This window comes from Acidimicrobiales bacterium, from assembly GCA_025455885.1.
Lineage (GTDB): Bacteria > Actinomycetota > Acidimicrobiia > Acidimicrobiales > Acidimicrobilacustridaceae > Rhabdothermincola_A.
Genome location: JALOLR010000016.1, coordinates 14,593 through 34,024 on the forward strand (window position 1 = coordinate 14,593; position 19,432 = coordinate 34,024).

19 protein-coding genes are annotated in these 19,432 nt (G+C 72.4%); 13 read left to right on the top strand and 6 right to left on the bottom strand.

Annotation, left to right across the window (positions count from 1 at the left end; all coding sequences use genetic code 11):
• The first annotated feature begins 92 nt into the window (after positions 1–92).
• Positions 93–1,133: a pirin family protein gene (locus MUE36_13100; GenBank protein MCU0311867.1), complete on the top strand. Its 1,041-nt coding sequence runs from the start codon at positions 93–95 to the stop codon at positions 1,131–1,133.
• Between the two features lie 41 nt (positions 1,134–1,174).
• Here the strand turns inward: MUE36_13100 and MUE36_13105 are convergent, their stop codons facing one another.
• Positions 1,175–1,717: a nuclear transport factor 2 family protein gene (locus tag MUE36_13105; GenBank protein MCU0311868.1), complete on the bottom strand. Its 543-nt coding sequence runs from the start codon at positions 1,715–1,717 to the stop codon at positions 1,175–1,177.
• Positions 1,718–1,888: 171 nt separating this feature from the next.
• Here MUE36_13105 and MUE36_13110 point away from each other — a divergent pair, with 171 nt between their 5' ends.
• The 3 genes from MUE36_13110 to MUE36_13120 all read left to right on the top strand — a co-directional run bounded on the left by MUE36_13110 (position 1,889) and on the right by MUE36_13120 (position 5,404).
• Positions 1,889–3,343, top strand: a complete 1,455-nt coding sequence (locus tag MUE36_13110) for an NADP-dependent isocitrate dehydrogenase (protein MCU0311869.1) — start codon at positions 1,889–1,891, stop codon at positions 3,341–3,343.
• 147 nt (positions 3,344–3,490) lie between these two features.
• Positions 3,491–4,429 (top strand): TIGR03619 family F420-dependent LLM class oxidoreductase, encoded by a 939-nt coding sequence (locus MUE36_13115; protein ID MCU0311870.1) that lies wholly within the window; start codon positions 3,491–3,493, stop codon positions 4,427–4,429.
• A gap of 204 nt (positions 4,430–4,633) precedes the next feature.
• The gene (locus tag MUE36_13120; protein MCU0311871.1) at positions 4,634–5,404 is read left to right on the top strand and encodes an SDR family NAD(P)-dependent oxidoreductase; all 771 of its coding nucleotides are present in this window, start codon (positions 4,634–4,636) and stop codon (positions 5,402–5,404) included.
• Here MUE36_13120 and MUE36_13125 read toward each other — a convergent pair.
• Complete coding sequence (locus tag MUE36_13125; GenBank protein ID MCU0311872.1) at positions 5,392–6,885, bottom strand: carboxylesterase/lipase family protein; 1,494 nt, start codon at positions 6,883–6,885, stop codon at positions 5,392–5,394. The genes MUE36_13120 and MUE36_13125 overlap by 13 nt on opposite strands.
• Before the next feature lie 63 nt (positions 6,886–6,948).
• On the opposite strand from MUE36_13125, the gene MUE36_13130 reads away from it, so the two are divergent.
• From MUE36_13130 to MUE36_13140, 3 genes are read left to right on the top strand one after another with little or no spacing between them, the layout of a single operon-like run.
• Positions 6,949–7,791, top strand: a complete 843-nt coding sequence (locus MUE36_13130; GenBank protein MCU0311873.1) for a class II aldolase/adducin family protein — start codon at positions 6,949–6,951, stop codon at positions 7,789–7,791.
• On the top strand, positions 7,788–9,053 hold the full coding sequence (locus MUE36_13135; GenBank protein MCU0311874.1) for an amidohydrolase: 1,266 nt from the start codon (positions 7,788–7,790) through the stop codon (positions 9,051–9,053). The genes MUE36_13130 and MUE36_13135 overlap by 4 nt, the downstream gene beginning before the upstream one ends.
• 47 nt (positions 9,054–9,100) lie before the next feature.
• Positions 9,101–9,949: an SDR family NAD(P)-dependent oxidoreductase gene (locus tag MUE36_13140; protein ID MCU0311875.1), complete on the top strand. Its 849-nt coding sequence runs from the start codon at positions 9,101–9,103 to the stop codon at positions 9,947–9,949.
• Between the two features lie 94 nt (positions 9,950–10,043).
• Here the strand turns inward: MUE36_13140 and MUE36_13145 are convergent, their stop codons facing one another.
• Positions 10,044–11,075, bottom strand: coding sequence for a hypothetical protein (locus tag MUE36_13145; protein ID MCU0311876.1), 1,032 nt, complete (start codon positions 11,073–11,075; stop codon positions 10,044–10,046).
• 97 nt (positions 11,076–11,172) lie between these two features.
• On the opposite strand from MUE36_13145, the gene MUE36_13150 reads away from it, so the two are divergent.
• Both MUE36_13150 and MUE36_13155 read left to right on the top strand, forming a co-directional pair.
• Positions 11,173–12,099: a VOC family protein gene (locus MUE36_13150; protein ID MCU0311877.1), complete on the top strand. Its 927-nt coding sequence runs from the start codon at positions 11,173–11,175 to the stop codon at positions 12,097–12,099.
• A gap of 46 nt (positions 12,100–12,145) precedes the next feature.
• A complete protein-coding gene (locus MUE36_13155) occupies positions 12,146–13,558 on the top strand; it encodes a diadenylate cyclase (protein MCU0311878.1) in 1,413 nt (470 codons plus the stop codon).
• Positions 13,559–13,586: 28 nt separating this feature from the next.
• Here MUE36_13155 and MUE36_13160 read toward each other — a convergent pair whose 3' ends face one another.
• Positions 13,587–14,837, bottom strand: coding sequence for a cytochrome P450 (locus MUE36_13160; protein ID MCU0311879.1), 1,251 nt, complete (start codon positions 14,835–14,837; stop codon positions 13,587–13,589).
• Positions 14,838–15,005: 168 nt separating this feature from the next.
• Between MUE36_13160 and MUE36_13165 the strand changes: the two genes are divergently transcribed.
• Genes MUE36_13165 through MUE36_13175 form a run of 3 tightly spaced genes read left to right on the top strand, consistent with a single transcriptional unit; the run spans position 15,006 to position 17,547 of the window.
• Entirely contained in the window at positions 15,006–16,328 is a 1,323-nt protein-coding gene (locus MUE36_13165; protein ID MCU0311880.1) for an aromatic ring-hydroxylating dioxygenase subunit alpha, read from the top strand.
• On the top strand, positions 16,325–16,834 hold the full coding sequence (locus tag MUE36_13170) for a nuclear transport factor 2 family protein (protein ID MCU0311881.1): 510 nt from the start codon (positions 16,325–16,327) through the stop codon (positions 16,832–16,834). Before MUE36_13165 ends, MUE36_13170 begins: the two co-directional genes overlap by 4 nt.
• A 53-nt stretch (positions 16,835–16,887) precedes the next feature.
• The gene (locus MUE36_13175; protein MCU0311882.1) at positions 16,888–17,547 is read left to right on the top strand and encodes a DsbA family protein; all 660 of its coding nucleotides are present in this window, start codon (positions 16,888–16,890) and stop codon (positions 17,545–17,547) included.
• A gap of 13 nt (positions 17,548–17,560) precedes the next feature.
• Here MUE36_13175 and MUE36_13180 read toward each other — a convergent pair whose 3' ends face one another.
• Entirely contained in the window at positions 17,561–18,226 is a 666-nt protein-coding gene (locus MUE36_13180; protein MCU0311883.1) for a hypothetical protein, read from the bottom strand.
• Positions 18,227–18,297: 71 nt separating this feature from the next.
• Between MUE36_13180 and MUE36_13185 the strand changes: the two genes are divergently transcribed.
• Positions 18,298–18,723, top strand: coding sequence for a PPOX class F420-dependent oxidoreductase (locus tag MUE36_13185; protein MCU0311884.1), 426 nt, complete (start codon positions 18,298–18,300; stop codon positions 18,721–18,723).
• Positions 18,724–18,745: 22 nt separating this feature from the next.
• Here MUE36_13185 and MUE36_13190 read toward each other — a convergent pair whose 3' ends face one another.
• The gene (locus tag MUE36_13190) at positions 18,746–19,204 is read right to left on the bottom strand and encodes a universal stress protein (protein MCU0311885.1); all 459 of its coding nucleotides are present in this window, start codon (positions 19,202–19,204) and stop codon (positions 18,746–18,748) included.
• Between the last annotated feature and the right edge of the window lie 228 nt (positions 19,205–19,432).

A 19,432-nucleotide genomic window follows, 5' to 3' on the forward strand; every position in this document is an offset into this window, starting at 1 on the left:
ACGGTACCGGGCGACCTCGTCAGGGCGGCGACGGGGCGCGCCGCCCCTCGACGGAGGTTGCTTGTGTCCGCAAGGACTTCTACCCTGGAGGCATGGCCTCCCCCGTGCAGCAGACCTTCCCCCTCGGCTTCCAGTGGCCGACGGTCGACCCCTTCCTCTTCTGCGTGCACCACCTCGACACGTATCCCGAGGGCGACGGCGAGTTCGCGCCCCGCGCGTCGCTCGCCGGGCGTGACCTCGGGCAGGACTTCGAACCCCGTGACGGCTGGCGGATGTACCACGGGCGCACCGTCCCGGGCTTCCCCCAGCACCCGCACCGGGGCTTCGAGACCCTCACCTACGCCCGCCAGGGCTTCATCGACCACGCCGACTCGATGGGAGCCGCCGCGAGGTTCGGGCGGGGCGACGCCCAGTGGATGACCGCCGGCAGGGGCGTCGTCCACAGCGAGATGTTCCCGCTGCTCGCCACCGACGCGCCCAACCCCGCCGAGCTCTTCCAGATCTGGGTGAACCTCCCCGCCGAGGACAAGCTCGTCGACCCGCACTTCACGATGCTCTGGGACCGCGACATCCCCCGCGTCGTGCGCACCGACGCCGAGGGCCGCACGTCCACCGTCACCGTCATCGCCGGCGCACTCGACGGCGCCGTCGCCCCCTCGCCGCCCCCGCGCTCGTGGGCGGCGAGGCCCGAGGCCGACCTGGCGGTGTGGCACCTCCAGATGGCCGCCGGCGCCCACCTCGAGCTGCCCGAGGCCCGGTCGGGCGAGACCGCTCGCGTGCTCTACGTCTTCGAAGGTTCGGCGCTCCGCGTCGGCGGCGAGGAGGTGGCCGGCGCCCACGGTGCGCTCGTCGACGCCTCGGTGCCGCTCGAGCTCGTGGCTGCGGCCCACGGCCCGGTCGAGGTGCTGATGCTCCAGGGACGTCCCATCGGCGAACCGGTGGCGCAGTACGGCCCGTTCGTCATGAACACCCGGGCCGAGATCCAACAGGCCGTCGAGGACTACCAGCGCACCGGTTTCGGTGGCTGGCCCTGGCCCCAGGACGATCCGGTGCACGGCCCCGACGCCCGCCGCTTCGCCCGCCACGCCGACGGCCACCTCGACGAGGCCGAGGCGATCCCCGCCGCTCGCTGAGCGGCCCGTCGGGTTCCGGACACCCGCTTCGGGGCGGCCGCTCAGCCCGGGGACGGCCCCTTCGCCCAGAAGGTCTGCCACGTCTCCCAGCGGCCGGGGAGCTCGGCCCGGTCGATCATGGGGTTGCCGGGGAAGTTGAACCGTCCGGGCACCTCGAGCGGGTGCTCGAGGACGTCGGCGGCGTAGAAGACCTTCGGGTGGCGGCTACGGAAGCACCAACGGCCCTCGCGGCGCTCGTAGCGATCCCAGTACTGCATCGGCATGACCACCCACAGGTCGCCCACCTCGTGCTCGGGTCGGCAGTACACGATCCCGGTCGCCCGATCGGGGTCGTCGGGGTCGAGGTCGATGACGTGGTTGCCGATCAGGTGGAACGTCGTGGCGTAGGGACGCAGGATCGGGTCGAACCACTCGGCCAGCGCCTCGCGCCCGACACGCCCGTCGCCGGTGCGCACGTCGTCGGCGAAGAGGGCGACGAGCGCGGCCACGTCGCGTTGGTCGAGGGCGAGCGCGTAGCGGGCGGCGAGCTGGCGGATCTCCTCGATCGCCTCCAGACGGGCGATCCGGGCCTCGAGGTCGCTCATCGATCCTCCCTCCTCGTGCCCAGTCTTGCGCCCTTCGGGCGTGCGGGCGAGGTGTGTACCGCAGGGTCAATCATCGGAATAGCCATTCATGCAATCAGGAGCTAGCGTTTCTCCGGGGAGCGAGCCGCCGACACCGCTGGATGTGTCCTCGCGCCCCCAGAGGAGCACGTCATGCCATCCGACGCACCCACCCCCATCACCGTGGCCCGAGGCGACGGCATCGGCCCCGAGATCATGGAGGCCACCCTGCGCATCCTCGAGGCCGGCGGCGCCCGGCTCGACATCGAGGAGATCGAGATCGGTGAGAAGGTCTACGAGCGGGGGGTCACCGCCGGGATCGACCCCTCGTCGTGGGACTCGCTGCGGCGGACCAAGGTCTTCCTGAAGGCACCGATCACCACCCCCCAGGGCGGTGGGTTCAAGAGTCTGAACGTGACGGTCCGCAAGACGCTCGGCATGTACGCCAACGTCCGCCCGTGCCTGTCCTACTCGCCGTTCATCGAGACCAAGCACCCGGTCATGGACGTCGTGATCGTCCGGGAGAACGAAGAGGACCTCTACGCCGGCATCGAGCACCGGCAGACCGACGAGGTCGTGCAGTGCCTCAAGATCCTCAGCCGCCCGGGTTGCGAGAAGATCTGCCGGTACGCCTTCGAGTACGCACGGCGGTACAACCGCAAGAAGGTCACGTGCTTCACGAAGGACAACATCATGAAGGTCACCGACGGCCTGTTCCACAAGGTCTTCGACGAGGTCGCCGCCGAGTACCCGGAGATCGAGAACGAGCACTGGATCGTCGACATCGGCGCCGCCAAGATGGCCGACACCCCCGAGGCCTTCGACGTCATCGTCATGCCGAACCTTTACGGCGACATCCTCTCGGACGTGGCCGCGCAGATCGCCGGCTCGGTGGGCCTCGCCGGCAGCGCCAACATCGGCACGTCGGTGTCGATGTTCGAGGCTATCCACGGCTCGGCCCCGCGCCGGGCCGGCCAGAACATGGCCAACCCCTCCGGCCTCTTCCTCGGCGCGGTGCAGATGCTGGTGCACATCGGCCAGGGCGACGTGGCCGAGAAGGTGCACAACGCCTGGCTGAAGACCATCGAGGACGGGGTGCACACCTACGACATCTACGTGGAGGGCGTGAGCACCGAGAAGGTGGGAACCAAGGAGTTCGCCGACGCCGTGATCGCCCGCATCGGCCAGCGGCCCGAGACCCTCAAGGCCGTCACGTACCCCGACTTCGGCGAGCCCATCAGCATCGAGCTGGCCGAGCGCCCGACGCCGGTCAAGGAGCTCGTCGGCATCGACGTGTTCCTCGACTGGGAGGAGGGCACCCCCGACGACCTCGGTGCGGCGCTCGAGGCGCTCACCGGTGACGACCTCAAGCTGGTGATGATCTCCAACCGTGGCCAGAAGGTGTACCCCGGCGGCGTGCCCGAGACCTTCTGCACGGACCACTGGCGTTGCCGGTTCCAGTCGACCACCGACGGGGCCACCATCACCACCGACCAGACCATCGCCCTGCTCGGCCGCCTGCACGAGGGCGGCTTCGACTTCATCAAGAGCGAAGGGCTGTTCAACTTCGACGGCGCGCCCGGCTACTCCCTCGGTCAGGGCCAGTAGCGACGCCCGTCCCGGCCGCGGGCCGGTGAGGATCGTGTCAGCCAACATCCCTCCCGTCCCGTGTCGCAGGGCGCACATCCGGTCCGCCGGGTGTGCGCCCTGCCCGCGTGCGCCAGGCTGTTCACGAACCGACCCAGGAGCACACCCATGACCGTCCCGACGCCCCAGATCTCGATGCAGCTCCGCACCTTCGCAGCCGACGACCCCGGGGGGTGGTCGCCGATGCTCGACCAGGCCATCGCCATGGACGCCGCCGGCGTCGACCGGCTCGTGGTGTCCGACCACGTGGCCTTCGGCGAGGACCTCGAGGCCTACGGCAACCCCCGCACCGGCGGCTCGGCGGGCGGTCAGCAGCCCACCGGCCCGGACGGGCACTGGCTCGAACCCCTCACCGTGCTCACCACGGTCGGGGCTCTCACCGAGCGCATCCGCCTCGGCACCGGCATCCTCTTGGCCGCCCTGCGGCGCCCGGTCGTGTTGGCGAAGACCGCGGCGACGATCGACGTGCTCACCGGCGGACGCCTCGACCTCGGGGTCGGGGTGGGATGGCAGCGCGAGGAGTACGAGGCCGCCGGCCTGTCCTTCGACGGGCGCGGCCGGCTCCTCGACCACACCCTCGAGGTGTGCCAGACCCTGTGGCGTGAGCCCCGTGCCTCGTACTCGTCCCCCGAGCTGACCTTCGACGCCATCCACCAGATGCCCAAGCCCCTGCAGTCCGGCGGCGTGCCGATCTGGATCAGCGGCACCCCCAACAAGGCGGTCGCCCGCCGACTGGTGGCCTTCGGCAGCGGATGGATCCCGTGGGGCCCGGCCATGGCCGACCCGCTCACCGGCGTGGCCCAGATGGCCGAGCTGGTGGAGGCGGCCGGGGGCGACCCGAAGGGCTTCCAGGTCCTGGCCTACGCGGGGATCGTGCGCCGCGACGACGGCTCGGTCGACCTCGACCGCACGATGGAGACCGTGCCGGCCCTCGTCGCGGCCGGGGTCACCGACGTGCGGCTCGGCCTGGCCCTCCCCTCCGGACGCGAGGCGGCCACCGAGTACCTCGTCGACGTGGTGACCCGCTTCCGGGCCGCCACCTCCTGAACCACGGCGATCGCCCCGATCCGCGGCGGCCGCCCCCGGAACCCGTCGGCGTGCCCCCGCGCAGCTCGAACTGTTGAGTCCCCAGCTCGCCGAGGCGAGCTGGGGACTCAACAGTTCGGTCGGGGAGTTCGGTCGGGGAGGTGGTCGGGCGGGTGACAGGGTGGTGACCGGCGCAGGGGCGCGCCGACGACGACGGAGGGACCGATGGGCCAGCTGGACGACAAGGTGGCGGTCATCACCGGTGCCGGTCGGGGCATCGGCGCGGCCATCGCCGTTCGCTACGCAGCGGAGGGGGCGACGGTCGTGGTCTCGTCGCGCACCGGGTCCGAGCTCGAGGCCACTCTGGCGACGGCAGGGCTCGACCGTCATCGGGGCCTGGCGGTGGTCGCCGACGCCACCGATCGCCACGACGCCCGACGCCCCGTCGTCGAGGCCCTCGCCCGCTTCGGTCGGGTCGACATCGTCGTCAACAACGTGGGGGGCACGATCGGCGACAACGACCCCTTCCGGGCCGACGACGCCGCGTTCGAGGCCACCCTGGTCCTGAACCTCACGTCGGCGTGGTGGACCACCAGCGCCGCGCTCCCGGCCATGCGCGAGCAGGGCTACGGGCGCATCATCAGCATCGGATCCGGCACATCGAAGACGACCGGGGCCTCGTTGCCCTACACCACCGCCAAGCACGGCCTCGTCGGCTTCACCAAGGAGCTGGCCCGCGTCGTCGCCCCCCACGGCATCAACGTGAACCTCCTCTGCCCGGGATGGACGCGGACCTCGCTCGTGGACTTCGAGCGGATCGCCGCTTCCCGGGGCACGACGCCCGCCCAGGAGGAGGCGCGGGCGGCGGCGGAGAGCCTGCAGCGCCGCATCCTCGACGCCGAGGAGCTCACCGGGATGGCCACCCTCCTCGCCGGGCCCGACGGACGGGGCGTGACCGGCCAGGTGATCAGCGTCGACGGCGGCTACAAGGTCTGACCGACGTCGTCCCAGTGGCGGCGCAGGTCCCCGTCCGGGTCGGTCACGACCTCGATCCGGTCGTCGAGGACCAGGGTCGCCCGGGCGTCGTAGTAGCGGGGCCAGTCGATCCCGGTGCTGGTCGGACGGCCGTCACGGGCGAGCGACGACCACAGGCCCCGGATCGTCGTCGACAGCCGAGCGGCACCGGTGGGGTCACCGAGGAACTCGCCCCACCCGGAAGTGTCGGTCGAACCGAACGGGAACGGGATGTCGACACCGTGGCAGGCGCCAAGGGCGGGGTCGGCGGCGGGTCGGTCGAAGCGGTACATCCACACCGGGGCGTGCCGTGCGTGGGCCTCGGCGATGCGAAGGGCGGGCAGCCACATCTGGGTGTCGGTCTGCACCCGCGACCAGATCGCCGGCGCGGTGTCGACACCGGCTGCCCGGTAGAGGGCCACGGTGGCCGCGGGGTCGGCCACGCCGAGGCGCCCGAGCCGTCGGGCGAGGCGGTCGTCGTCGAGCGAGCCCGACGACGGGTCGAGCCCGGCGAACAGCGCCATCTCGTCCCGGGTCGTACCGATGACGAGGGGCACCGGGTTCGTGCCGAGCCGTGCCGCGTCGAGCCAGGAGTGGGGGAGGACCTCGCCGTCCACGCAGGGATGGAACGGCATCGTGCCCACCGTCGCGAACAGCGCGGCGGCGGCGCGGGCCTGGGCGGCCACGACCTCGGGTCCGGGCAAGGCGCGCAGCGCGTCGAGGTCGTCGACGTCCACGCCGGCGGCCTGCGCGAACGCCCCGGCCACGAGCCGGGCGCGATCCCGGTCGAGCAGCAGGTCGGTGGCACCGCTCTGCACGACGGCGCGGTGGACGAGGCCCTTCGCCGCAGGCATGGCCAGCAGCGACAGGACGCTCCCCGCCCCGGCGCTCTCGCCGAAGACCGTGACGCAACCGGGGTCGCCACCGAACACGGCGATCTCGTCGCGCACCCACTCCAGCACAGCCACCTGGTCGAGGAGGCCGACCTCGGCGACGGCGCCCTCGAGGCTCAAGAAGCCGAGAGCCCCGAGGCGGTAGTTGAACGTGACGACGACCACGTCGCGCTCCGCGGCGAGCAGCGCCCCGTCGTAGACCGGCAGCGACCCGGCGCCCAGGCTGAACGCCCCACCGTGCACCCACACCATCACCGGGCGCCGCCCGTCGTCGGACGCCGGCGTCCACACGTTCACCGACAGGCAGTCGTCGCCCTGATCGGGAGCACCCATCCCGGGCACCAGGCCGTCGAGCGGCCCTCCGCCCGGCTGCCAGCACGCCGGTCCGAAGGCCGTCGCGTCGCGCACCCCGGTCCACGGCCGACGTCGTTCGGGCCGGTCCCATCGTCGGGGCCCGACAGGGGGCTCGGCGTACGGGATGCCCAGGAACGCCGCCGCGCCGCCGCCGACGCGGCCCCGCACCGCGCCGCGGCTCGTCCGGGCTACCGGCCCCCGCTCTTCGTGCGTCATCGGCGGCGACCGTAGCGCCCACCTCCTAGGGTGGGAGCCTCGATCATCCGGGGGGAGGACCGCATGACGATCAGCGCCGGCCCGCCACGGGGCGACACCGCAGCGCACCCGGGCATCGTCGAGGGCGAGGCGCCGGCCGGCCTCACCCTGTCCGAGGGGGGGGCGGCGGTGTGGTCGCCCTCGATCACCCCCGGCATCGGCGTCGACCTCGACGAGCGCCAAGCCCTCGCCTGTGCCTTCCGGATCCTCGCCGCCCACGACTTCGTCGAGAACATCGCCGGCCACATCACCTGGGCCCCCGAGGGGCACGAGTCGATGTGGGTGAACCCGTGGGGGCTGTGGTGGGACGAGATCCGCGCCTCGGACATCTGCCGGGTCGACGGCGAGGGCACCGTGGTGGAGGGTCGATGGGACGTCACGCCGGCGTTCCACATCCACACCGAGCTCCACCGCCGCCGGCCCGACGCCCGGGTCGTGGTGCACAACCACCCGTACCACGCCGTCGTGCTGGCCGCCCTCGGCCTCGTGCCGGAGTTCCTGCACCAGCAGTCGTCGATGTACGACGGCGACATCGCCCTCGTCGACGAGTACTCCGGCGAGATCGACTCCCCCGAGCTCGGCGCCGACCTCGCCGAGCGGATCGGGGACGCCTCGGTGGTCATCCTCGCCAACCACGGCGTCGTCGTCACCGCCCCCGGCATCGAGGAGGCGACCTACAAGGCGGCCACCCTGGACCGGCAGTGCCGGCTGATGCTCGACGTGGTGACGTCGGGCCGCGCCGCCACCACCGTCCCCGCCGTCACCCGCCCCGCCATGAAGGCGTCGCTGCTCGAACGGGGCACCGAGGTCTTCTGGGCCGGCGCCGTCCGCCGGCTCCTGCGCGACCAACCGGAGGTCCTCACGTGAGCATCAGCATCGACGATCTGGCCGCCAACGGCGACTTCACGACCGGCGGGAAGTCGAAGACCGGACGGGTCACCTTCCTGCCCGAGCCCGAGCGTCGGGCGCGTCGGTACACGATCATCTCCGCCGACGACCACATCGTCGAACCCCCCGACACCTTCGCCGGTCGGGTTCCCGGGGCCCTCGCCGACCGGGCCCCCCGTGTCGTGGAGAAGGAGGACGGGTCCGAGGTGTGGGCGTACGACGGCCAGGAGTTCCCCAACGTCGGGTTCAACGCCGTGGTCGGCCGTCCCGTCGACGAGTACTCGTTCGAGCCCGCCCGCTTCGACGAGATGCGACGCGGCGCCTGGGACATCGACGCCCGGGTGGCCGACATGGACCTCAACGGCGTCTACGCCAGCGTCAACTTCCCCTCCTTCCTGCCCGGCTTCGCGGGGCAGCGCCTCCAGCTCACCACCACCGACGCCGACCTGGCGCTGGCCACCGTGCGGGCCTGGAACGACTGGCACCTCGAGGCCTGGGCGGGCGCCCACCCCGACCGCATCATCCCCTGTCAGATCCCGTGGCTGCTCGACCCGGAGGTCGCCGCCGCCGAGGTGCGCCGCAACGCCGAGCGCGGCTTCAAGGCGATCACCTTCAGCGAGGCGCCGCACATGCTCGGCCTGCCCACGCTGCACTCCGGTCACTGGGACCCGCTGATGGCCGCCTGCGCCGAGACCGGCACCGTGGTGAACCTCCACATCGGTTCGTCGGGCACCTCACCGGCGACCGCCCCCGACGCCCCTCCCGACACGGTGGGCGTGCTGTTCTTCGGCTACGCCATGTTCGCGGCCATCGACTGGCTGTACTCGATGCTGCCGGTGCGGTTCCCCGACCTGAAGCTGTGCATGAGCGAGGGGGGCATCGGGTGGGTGGCGGGGCTCATGGACCGCCTCGACCACATGCTCGGCTACCACGACATGTACGGCACCTGGGTGGGCACCGATCTCACACCGGCCGAGGTGCTGGCCCGCAACTTCTGGTTCTGCGCGGTGGAGGACCCCTCGGCGTTCGTCCAGCGCGAGCGCATCGGGGTCGGCAACATCCTCCTCGAGAGCGACTACCCCCACTGCGACTCCACCTGGCCGAACACCCAGGAGATCGTCCACCGTGAGATCGGCGACCTGCCCGCCGACGACATCGCCGCCATCACCTGGCGCAACGCCGCCGAGCTCTACCGCCACCCGGTCCCGGCGGAGGTGCAGGCGGATCCCGAGGCGTACTGAGCCGGTCGCCGTCGAGCCTCGTGGAGGCCGGCCGGTAGCGTTCGGAGATGGACGATCTCGAGGGGAAGGTCGCCGTCGTCACCGGTGCCGGCAGCGGCATGGGGCGGGCGATGGCCGAGCGATTCGGTGCCGCGGGGATGCGTGTGGTGGTCGCCGACATCGAGCAGCCGACGCTCGACGAGACGGTCGACGCCGTCCTCGGCACCGGCGGGACCGCCATCGGCGTGCGGACCGACGTGTCGTCGGCGGAAGACGTCGAGCACCTCGCCGGTGCGGCCTACGACGAGTTCGGGGCGGTGCACCTGGTGTGCGCCAACGCCGGGGTGTTCAGCGGCGGTGTGGTGTGGGAGCGGCCGGTGGCCGACTTCGAGTGGACGATGGGTGTGAACCTCTTCGGGGTCGTGCACGCCATCCGCTCGTTCGTCCCCCGCATGATCGAGGGCGGTGAGCGGGGGCACTTCGTGACCACCGCGTCGATGGGCGGCCTGGTCACCAACGCCTACTCCGGGCCCTACTACACGTCGAAGTTCGCCGCTGTCGGCCTCACCGAGTGCCTGGCCCACGACCTCGCCGCGGCCGGTGCCCCCATCGGGGTGTCGTGCCTCGTACCGAGCCTCGTGGCCACCGGCATCGGCTTCTCCGAGCGCAACCGACCCGAACGCCACGTCGACCGGCTCCATCCCGACCCGACCCCCGACGCCGAGTTCGTGACCGCCGCCATCCGCGACGCCACCGCGTCCGGGATGGCGCCCGAGGAGGTCGCCGACCTCGTGCTCGACGCCGTGCTCCACGACCGTTTCTGGATCCCCACCAAGCCCAGCTACCACGACCAGATCCGGGGTCGGCACGACGACATGCAGGCCCTGCGCCTGCCGACCTCGCCCTCGTTGGACTGACCCTCGGTCGGGGTCGCCGACGACCGAGGGCCGACCCCCGGTGGGAGCCGGCCCTCGACGTCGGAACGGATCGGTTCCCCGGAGGGGCGCGGTGTCAGCCGGTGAAGGCGGGTGTCACCGAGACGGCCTGGGCGGCGGGCGCCGTCGTCGTCGGGGGAGTCTCCGGGGTGGGCGGCGGGGTGGGTGCGGTCGGCGGGATGGCCAGCAGCGTGATGTCGGCGTCGGCGGGGTCGATGTCGGCGATGACCGTCGTCGTGCCGGTGGCCGGGTCGAAGGTGGCCAGCGCGCTGCCGAGGGCCTGCGTGCTCGAGCCGACGGGGAAGTTCGGCTCGCCGATGATGGCGAAGCCGAAGGTGCCGGCGCAGTCGTACCCGACCGGGAAGTCGCTGAGGGCGGGCCCGTCGGTCAGCTCACCGGAGGTGGGGTCGATGAAGCCGACCTCGGGCTCGAACACCGTCGGCGTGCTCTCGGCGATCGCCTCGCGCTCTCTCGGCAACACCACGGTGACGACGCCGGCGTCGCACGCCGCCAGGCCGAACATGGTCTGCTCGAAGGTGTCGGTGGGGCCGACCAGGGTGGCGACACCGGTGGTCGGGTCGATGGTCCAGAGGCAGTTCTGGCTGGCCTCGTCGCACGAGTCGGACGCGAACAGCGCCCACACGGTGCCGTCGGGGGTGATGGCCAGGCCGCCGTCGGGCAGGAACGCACCCTCACCGAGGTCGGCGATGTCGATGACGACCTCGTCGACCATCGCGCCGGTGGTGGGGCTGAAGGCCCGCAGCCGGAGATCGGAGGCGGCCTGCGGGGCGAACGAGTCGACCTCGAGCACGGGGAGATCGATGCCGGGGTCGTCGTCCAGCTCGGCGATGCCCCACACGGTGCCGTCCGGGGCCACGGCGAGGTCGTTGACGCAGGCGTCGTCGCCGGCGGCGGCCGGAAGGGGGGTGACCACACCGGTGGCGAGGTCGATGGTGGACAGGCGGCAGCCGTCCACCTCGTCGGACACCACCGTGTAGCCCGTGGTGGGCGGGGCGGTCTGCGACGAGACCGGGGACGCCGGCAGGACGGTGGCGGTCGCGGTGAGCAGCAGCGCTGCGGCACCAGCCTTCAGGACGGTTCTCAGCATGGCGACGTCGCCTCCCGTATCGGTTCGTCGGCAACGCTACTGCGAACCTCGGGTCGGGGCGAGGACGACGAGACGCCGACTGGCCTACCGTGCGGCCATGCCGATCGGGGGATCACGGATCTACCACGTCAACTCCAACTGCACCGACCTCGACCGGTCGGTGCGCTTCTACGAGGCGCTCGGCCTCGAACCCACCACCCGCACCGTCCCGAGCCGCACCCAACCCGGGCACGCCTTCGGCCTCGCCGAGGTGGCCTGGGACGCCTGGATGCTCCAGGGCGACCCCGGCTTCGACGGGCTGTCCCTCGACCTGTTGGTGTGGACGACCCCGCCCCCGACCGGGTCCCCCCCGTCCACCCCGTGGGCCCCGGGGCTGCACCACCTCGTGCTCACCGTCCCGGACCTCGACGTCGTGCTCGACGGGATCGAGGCGGTGGGCGGGCGGCTCCTCGACGGGCCGGTGGAGGTGATCGCCCCGTCGGGCGAGAAGGTGCCGACCGCGATGGTGGCCGATCCCGACGGCGTGCCGGTCCAGGTCGAGCACGGCGACGACGTGCGGATCGCCCGGGTCGTCGTCAACGTCGTCGACCTCGAGACGTCGGTCGCGTACTACCGCGACGTGCTCGGGCTCACCCTCATGGGCCGGTGGGACGAGGTGGCCGCCGACGGGGCGCTCCACGGCGCCGACGGCGACGTCGTCGTCAGCCGGGCCGACTTCGCCGACAGCGGCTCGGAGTTCGGGGTGTCGCTGCTGCAGTGGCACGCCCCGGTCGCGCCGGGCCCCGCCGACCGCTCGGTGCGCAGGGCCAACGAGCTCGGGCTCTTCCGGATGGCCTGGGCGACCGACGACTGCGCCCGGGACGAGGTCGTGGTGCGCGCCGCCGGGAGCGAGCCGTTCGCACCGACCGGTGAGCTGTCGGTGGGCGACGAGCTGCCCCTGCTGCGGGTGCTGTTCTGGCCCGGTCCGGACGGGGAGTGCCTCGAGCTGATCGAGGTCACCCCGGACAGCGGGGTCCTCTCCTGAGCACGGCGTCGGTCCGACGGCGACCCCGCCTGGGCACACTGGGGCGGTGACCACCGCTCCCCCCGCCGTCGCCGACCAGCTCGAACCCCCCGATCCGGTGGGCGAGGCGGTGGCGTCGATCCTCGCCGGGGTGATGTTCGGCGCCACCGCCGGCCTCACCCACCAGCATCCCGGCGAGGCCCGGCACCCCCGCCTCGACGGGCCCGGCGCCGTGAGCGCCACCGCCCCCGGCCCCGACGGCTGGGAGACCACGTGCACCGTCTGCCTCGACGACCGCATCGCCGAGGTCCTGGTCGCCGACTCCGGGCCGCTCATGGACATGCTGGCCGGACTCCCCGCCGCGGGCCTTCGGGCCGCCGAGCGGTTCCGCGGCACCGACGTGGGCGCCGACGGCGCCCTCGATCCGTCGGTGCGCCGGGCCCTGCGCGACGTGATCGCCGCCGAGGTCCTGGCCGATTACCTGCCCGAGGCGGCCGACCCGGCCCGCGGCGCCCGCTTCATCGGCGACATCATCGACTACCTCATCGAGCTCAGCGGCACCCGTGTCGAGAGCCACGACCTGACCCACGGCGTGCTCGTCGCCGACGTGCTCTCGGACGACCCCCGCCTCGTCTTCCACTACCCCGCCGACGTCCGACCGGCCAAGCGGGCGCCGCTGCTCTTCGACGGCCAGCGTTCGCTGCTCGTGGTCGACAGCGCGGGCCACGCCCGCACCGAGCTGCAGTGGCACCGGATCGACCGGCTGGCCCGGGTCGACGACGCGCCACCGGCGCTCAGCCCGGCGGGCCGGCGCATCGACGCTCCCCGGCGCAGCGTGGCCCTCGTCGAGAGCGGTTCGCTCGTGGCGGCGGCCAGCCGACGACTCGGCGGCCTCGGCTTCTTCCTCCGGGCCGACCGCAGCATCTGGACCTTCGTGTCCGGTCGCCCCTTCCTGGTGCGCCGGGGCGAGCACTGGTCGGCCTTCCCCCTCCAGCTGGCCACCCTGATCGAGGGCATGATCGGTGGCGGCGACGCGGCCGGACTGGTCGTCGACACCGCGTTCATCGTCTCCGGGGAGAGGGGCGGGGCGATCCTGGCCATCGCCGAGGATGCGTCGGCCCTCGACGCCACGGTGCCCGACAAGGACCGCTACGACCTGCGTGACCGGCTCGACCCGACGGGCATGCGTCCGGAGACGAAGCTGCACCACCTCATCGACGCCGCCGAGCTCGACGACGTGACCCTCGCCCGGCTCGCTCTCCTCGACGGCGCCACCGTCGTCGACCGCGACGGCCGTCTGCTGGCCTACGGGGCCATCGTCGAGAGCGCCGACAGCGAGCACGAAGGGGCCCGCACCGCGGCCGCCAAGACCCTCTCGAACCTCGCGCTCGTGGTGCTGAAGGTCTCCGCCGACGGCGACATCACCGTGTTCCGGCAGGGTCGTGTCGTGGCCACGCTGCTCGGCCCGCCCCCGCTCTGACCCGAGGCGGTCGTTCCGGCCCCCTCGCTCAGACCCGGACCGGGAGGTGCTTGATGCCGTTCACGAAGTTCGAGTTCAGCTGCACGGGCGGACCGGCGAGCTCGAGCTCGGGGAGCTGGCGGAACATCTCCCGGAACACGAGCGACAGCTCCCGGCGGGCCAGGTGGGCACCGAGGCAGAAGTGCGGCCCGGGACCACCGAACCCGACGTGGGGGTTCGGGTCGCGGCGCACGTCGAAGCGGTCCGGGTCGGTGAAGACGGCCTCGTCACGGTTGGCGGAGCCGTAGTACAGGAGCACCTTGTCGCCCTCGTGGAACTGGTGGCCGGACAGCACGTGGTCGCGGGTGAGGGTGCGGCGCATCCAGATGACCGGCGAGGCGTAGCGGACGATCTCCTCGACCGCGGTGGGCGTGACCCCCTCGACGTCGGCCATCCACGCGGCGCGCTGGTCGGGGTTCGCGCCCAGGTGGGCCACCCCGTGGCTGGTGGCGGTGCGGGTGGTCTCGTTGCCGGCCACGGCCAGCAGGATGAAGAACGACACCAGCTCCTGTTGGCTCAGGCGCTCGCCATCGACGTCGGTGTTCACCAGGGCCGACAGGAGGTCGTCGGTGGGCTGCTCGCGGCGGGCGGCGGCCAGTTCCTCGAGCAGGGCCTGGAGCTGCGCGCCGGCGCCCAGGAACGCGGCGACCGGGTCGGTGCCTTCGGGGATGAACTCCGAGTCACCGCCCGAGAGGATGATGTTCGACTGCTCGAGCACCATCTCGCGCTCCGCGACGGGGATGCCCATCATGTCGCAGATGACGAGCAGCGGGAACGGGCTCGCGATCTCGGTGACGAGGTCGAACTCCCCCTTCCCGGCGGCGTCGGCGACGACCGAGACGGCGACGCGTTCGACGTCGTCGAGGATCTTGTTGAGCATCCGGGGCGTGAAGGTGCCGGCCACGATCTTGCGCAGGTGGGCGTGGCGCGGGTCGTCCATCGAGATGAACGAGCCGAAGAACTCGTTCATCTCCTGCGGGAGGTCGAGGATCGACACCGCCCCGGCCGCCGAGGAGAACACCTCCGGGTTGCGGCTGATCTCGAGCACGTCGGCGTGGCGGGTGATCGCCCAGTAGCCGGGACCGGGCGGGATGGCCTCGATCACCGGCTCCTCGAAGAAGGCGATGGGCCGTTCACGGCGCAGCGTGGCGAACGCCGCGTCGCGCTGCGCCCACGGCAGGGCCCAGAAGTCGCGGCTCGACAGGTCGATCTCGTCGACGGTGAGAGGGCTGTCGGGCATGCGGTCGACCTCCGGTCCGGGCGGGGCTGTCGAACCTAGCAGCGGCCCTCCTCGGCCCCTCCACGTCGGGGCTGTGGCATGGTGAGACCCGTCCGGGGGAGCGCGACGAGGCCTCCCGGCGACCGTCCCCGCCCCTGCGCGCCCGCGCCCGTCCCCCAGGAGCTCCGCATGGCCATCGGCCACCCCGTGAACGGTCTGAGCGACGGCGACATGGTCGACACGGCCATCACGCCGTCGATCGAACCGGTCCGCATCCCCCGGGACCGGTACGTCACCGCCGAGTTCGCGGCGCTCGAGGCCGAGCGCATGTGGCCGTTCGCCTGGCAGGTGGCGTGCACGGTCGACCACCTGCCCGAGCCGGGGGACTTCTACGAGTACGTCACGGGCACGTTGTCCGTGCTGGTCGTCAGGGGCGACGACGGCACCCTCCGGGCCTTCCAGAACGTCTGTCGCCATCGGGGCATGGTGCTCTGCACCGGTTCGGGCTCGGGTCTCGACGAGCTGCGCTGCCCCTACCACCGTTGGGCGTGGGACCTCGAGGGCACCCTGCGGGAGGTCCCCTCCCGCAAGGGGTTCGGACCCGGGTTCCGCCTCGAGGACCACCCGCTGTTCGAGGCCCGCGTGGACACCTGGGGCCCGCTGGTGTTCGTGAACCCCGACCCGGAGGCGATGCCGCTGGCGGAGTACATGGACGGCATGTGGCACGACGCCGACTGGGCCCGCCTCGACGAGTTCCACTGCGACGCGGCCCTACGGGTGCCGGTGCGCAGCAACTGGAAGGTCGTGGCCGAGGGCTTCTCGGACACCTACCACGTGCAGGGCATCCACCCCGAGATGCTCTACACGATCGACGACGTCCACTCCCCGCAGCGGTTGTGGACCCACTGCGGCGTGTCCTATCAGCAGTACGGGCTGCCCAGCCCCCGGGTGCGCGACGCGTCCGACCAGGAGATCTGGGACAACATGATCATCACCCAGGGAGGGCGGATCGGCGCCGAGCTGGGTGACCCGGTGCCGGAGGTGCCCGACGGGCGCACACTCCGCGACGTGATGGCCGACGGCATCCGTCGGGTGCAGGCCGAACGAGGCGTCGACCTGAGCGACTTCAGCACCGACCAGCTCCTCACCCTCTCGCAGTACAACATGTTCCCCAACACCACGGTGCTGGTGTGGGGCGACATGATGAACCTGCTGATCGCCCGACCCGGCCCGTCGCCCGACGAGGCCTTCCTGACGATGTTCCTCTTCTACCGGCGTCCTCCCCGGTCGCCCCGCACCCGGGTCGCCGACATGGACCTGCCGGAGGACACCCCGCTCGGCCTGGTACCCAACCAGGACGTCGAGCTCCTGAAGCACGCCCAGCGCGGTCTGCACCAGCCCGGCCTCGACCACCTGCTCGTCGGGAGCGAGGAGGTGCGCGTCATCAACCTGCACCGCAACCTGGAGCGCTACCTCGGCATCGAGCCGACCCAGCTCGAACCGCTCCGATGACCGCTCTCGGGCTCGCCGAGCTGCTCGTCCGCGAGGAGATCCGCGACGTCGTGAAGCGCCTGGCGCGGGGCACGGATCGGCTCGACGAGGAGCTGATGGCGTCGTGCTACCACCCCGACGGCACCGACGACCACAACGCCTTCCGGGGGACCGGGACCGAGTTCGCCCGTTGGGTCATGGAGGTGCTCCCGCACTTCGCGGCGACGCACCACTTCGTCGCCGATCCGCACTTCCGGCGGATCGAGGGCGACGTCGCCGACACCGACACCTACTGCATCGCCCACCACGTGAGCCGCCCGGACGACGACGGCCGGGCCACCGACATGGTGCTGGCGCTGCGCTATCTCGACCGGTTCGAGCGCCGAGGGGACATGTGGCGGATCGCCGAGCGGGTGTGCGTGTTCGACTGGAGCTACACGGTCCCCTTCGACGTCGCCACGGCGTACGCGTTCGCCGACGACTTCACCGTCGGGGCGCGCGACCGTACCGATCCCACCTACCGCTGACGGCCGACGAGCCGGCGGGTGCCGGCGCCGACGCTCGCCCGTAGCCTGCAGCCATGACCGCCGACGCCGACCTCGAGTTCTTCTTCGACCCGATCTGCCCGTTCGCGTGGATCACCAGTCGGTGGGTGAACGAGGTCGCCGACCAGGGCGGCTACGCAGTGCGCTGGCGGTTCATCTCGCTGGCCGTCATCAACGAGGGGAAGGACTACGGCGCGGAGTTCCCGCCGGGCTACCCGGCGCTGCACGGGCTGGGACGTGAGCTGTTGCGGGTGTGCGCCGCGGCCCGGGCCGAGCTCGGCAACGACGCGGTGGCCGCGCTGTACACGGCGACCGGCGATCGACTCCACCCCGGCGGAGTCAGCTCGGCGATCTGGCGGGGCGACCCGGTGCCGGAGGGCTTCGTGGCCGATGCGCTCGCCGCAGCCGGGCTCCCTGCGGCACTCGCCGCGGCGGCCGACGACGCGACCTGGGACGCCGAGCTGCGCGAGGAGAGCGAGACCGCGTTGGCGCGGACCGGGCCCGACGTCGGCACCCCGATCCTCACCTTCGAGCCGGGCACCGAGCGGGAGAACTCGCTGTTCGGCCCCGTCATCTCGAGGATCCCCCGTGGCGCCGAAGCGGTGCAGCTGTGGGATGCCGTGCGCACCCTGGCGGCCACGAAGGGGTTCGCCGAGCTCAAGCGCTCGCTCCGCGACGACCTCGACTTCTCCTGAGGCGGCGGCGGCCCTACTCGACGATGTCGAGGGGGCTCGGGCCGAACACCGCGAGGTGGTCGAGGAACGGCTCCGGATCAGCCGACCAGTCCATGGCCGCCATCTGGCGCCGGCTCCGCCGGCCCATCCGCCAGCGGAGGAGCTCGAAGTCGGTCGTGGTCACGACGACGGGCTCGGCGTCGGAGTCGCCGCCGCTCGTGCGGGCCGGCGTGTCGCCCGACTCCGTGCGCACGACCAGCGACGTCGGGACGCTGATGCCCTTGACCAGCAGGGCGCTCGCCCAGCGGGTGGCGTCGTCGTCTCGGGACCCGGGCCGGCCGAGCGCCCCTCGCAGGTCGTGTTCGTGGGTCACGGCGTCGATCACGATCTGAGGGCGGTCCACCCCGGACTCGAAGGCCTCGGCCCGCTCGGTCCAGGTGGCGAGCAGCGCGGGCACGGTCATGCCGCGACCCCACTCGACCTGGCGGGCCGTCCAGTCGTCGTCGGGACCCTGCGGGGGCACGGGTCCCGCCGCGCCCACGGTGATCCCGACGAGGTGGGCCAGCACATCGTGGACCGTCCACGCGGGGGTGGCCGGCACCGGGAGGGAGCCGTCCCCGGGAGGGCCCGTCTCGAGCAGCTCGGTCACGCGGAGCCGGACCGCCCGGTAGAGCGGGCCGAGCGCAGGTCGTTCGTCCACGTCCGGAGGCTAGGCCCCCGCCCGGCCTGCGAGGGCGGAATCCCCGGGGGTCGGTCCCGGTTGAGAGGCGTATGGATCTCGTCACCGGCCTCGACTTCGTCCGCCCCCGCCGCAACGGGGTGCTCGTCACGCTCAAGCGCGACGGCCGTCCCCAGAGCTCGAACATCAGCTACGTGCTCGGTGCGGACGGTGTGGTGCGGATCAGCGCCACCGACGGGCGGGCCAAGACCGCCAACCTGCGCCGCGACCCGCGGGCCTCGCTGCACGTCAGCGCCGACGACTTCTGGTCCTACGTCGTGCTCGAGGCCGACGCGGAGCTCAGCCCGGTGGCCGCCGAACCCGACGATGCGACGGTGGAGGAGCTCGTCGACTACTACCGGGTCGTACAGGGTGAGCACCCCGACTGGGACGAGTACCGCACCGCGATGGTCCGTGACCGGCGCCTGGTCCTGCGCCTGCACCCCACGCACGCCTACGGGATGCCCGGCCAGGGCTGACCGGCCGGGCGACGCGAGGGCGCTACGCGCTGGCGTGCTGCCCGGTCACGACGACCGGGCAGGGGGCGTTGCGCACGACGTGGTCGGAGACCGACCCGAGGACGGCCCGGCGAAAGCCGCTGTGCCCTCGCGACCCGATCACGATGGCCCGGGCGCCCACCTCCTCGGCGAGCTGGCAGATTGCGGTGGCGGCGTCGCCGCGCAGCACGTAGGTGTCGACGTCGTCGAGGCCCAGCGTCTGCGCGGTCATGTCCAGCACCTCCCGCCCGCCGGTCATCGCCGCGGCGGTCATCTCGTCGAGCGCGTCGGGCGTCATGACCCCTCCGGCGAAGCCCGTCCCGCTGACGAGCATCGGATCGGGGTCCTCGACCACGGTCACGAGGGCGAGGGCGGTGTCGCGACCGAGCAGCTCGAGCCCTGCGGCCAGGGCGGCGGTGGAGGTCGCGGAGCCGTCGGCGCAGAGCAGGGCGGGAGCGGTCACGCCCGCACCGTAGCGCCGCCGGGGCAGCGGAACGGCGCCGCGGGCAGTCGGTAGCCTCGCCGCACCCGGGCGGCGACGCCGCGAGACAGGAGAGGCCATGAGCGAGCACCGTGACCCCGTCGGCGGACCGCCCCCCTGGCCGGCGGCCGGCCCGCCATCCGGACCGCCGCCGTACCCGCCCCGGACCGATCCGTGGTACCCGCCCTCGGGGGCGCCGCCGAGCCCCCC

What these genes read in the sequence shown, in the direction of transcription:
- MUE36_13100 (MCU0311867.1), top strand. Translation starts at nt 93, where the DNA reads ATGGCCTCCCCCGTGCAGCAGACCTTCCCCCTCGGCTTCCAGTGGCCG.
- MUE36_13105 (MCU0311868.1), bottom strand. Translation starts at nt 1,717, where the DNA reads ATGAGCGACCTCGAGGCCCGGATCGCCCGTCTGGAGGCGATCGAGGAG.
- MUE36_13110 (MCU0311869.1), top strand. Translation starts at nt 1,889, where the DNA reads ATGCCATCCGACGCACCCACCCCCATCACCGTGGCCCGAGGCGACGGC.
- MUE36_13115 (MCU0311870.1), top strand. Translation starts at nt 3,491, where the DNA reads ATGACCGTCCCGACGCCCCAGATCTCGATGCAGCTCCGCACCTTCGCA.
- MUE36_13120 (MCU0311871.1), top strand. Translation starts at nt 4,634, where the DNA reads ATGGGCCAGCTGGACGACAAGGTGGCGGTCATCACCGGTGCCGGTCGG.
- MUE36_13125 (MCU0311872.1), bottom strand. Translation starts at nt 6,885, where the DNA reads ATGACGCACGAAGAGCGGGGGCCGGTAGCCCGGACGAGCCGCGGCGCG.
- MUE36_13130 (MCU0311873.1), top strand. Translation starts at nt 6,949, where the DNA reads ATGACGATCAGCGCCGGCCCGCCACGGGGCGACACCGCAGCGCACCCG.
- MUE36_13140 (MCU0311875.1), top strand. Translation starts at nt 9,101, where the DNA reads ATGGACGATCTCGAGGGGAAGGTCGCCGTCGTCACCGGTGCCGGCAGC.
- MUE36_13145 (MCU0311876.1), bottom strand. Translation starts at nt 11,075, where the DNA reads ATGCTGAGAACCGTCCTGAAGGCTGGTGCCGCAGCGCTGCTGCTCACC.
- MUE36_13150 (MCU0311877.1), top strand. Translation starts at nt 11,173, where the DNA reads ATGCCGATCGGGGGATCACGGATCTACCACGTCAACTCCAACTGCACC.
- MUE36_13160 (MCU0311879.1), bottom strand. Translation starts at nt 14,837, where the DNA reads ATGCCCGACAGCCCTCTCACCGTCGACGAGATCGACCTGTCGAGCCGC.
- MUE36_13165 (MCU0311880.1), top strand. Translation starts at nt 15,006, where the DNA reads ATGGCCATCGGCCACCCCGTGAACGGTCTGAGCGACGGCGACATGGTC.
- MUE36_13170 (MCU0311881.1), top strand. Translation starts at nt 16,325, where the DNA reads ATGACCGCTCTCGGGCTCGCCGAGCTGCTCGTCCGCGAGGAGATCCGC.
- MUE36_13175 (MCU0311882.1), top strand. Translation starts at nt 16,888, where the DNA reads ATGACCGCCGACGCCGACCTCGAGTTCTTCTTCGACCCGATCTGCCCG.
- MUE36_13185 (MCU0311884.1), top strand. Translation starts at nt 18,298, where the DNA reads ATGGATCTCGTCACCGGCCTCGACTTCGTCCGCCCCCGCCGCAACGGG.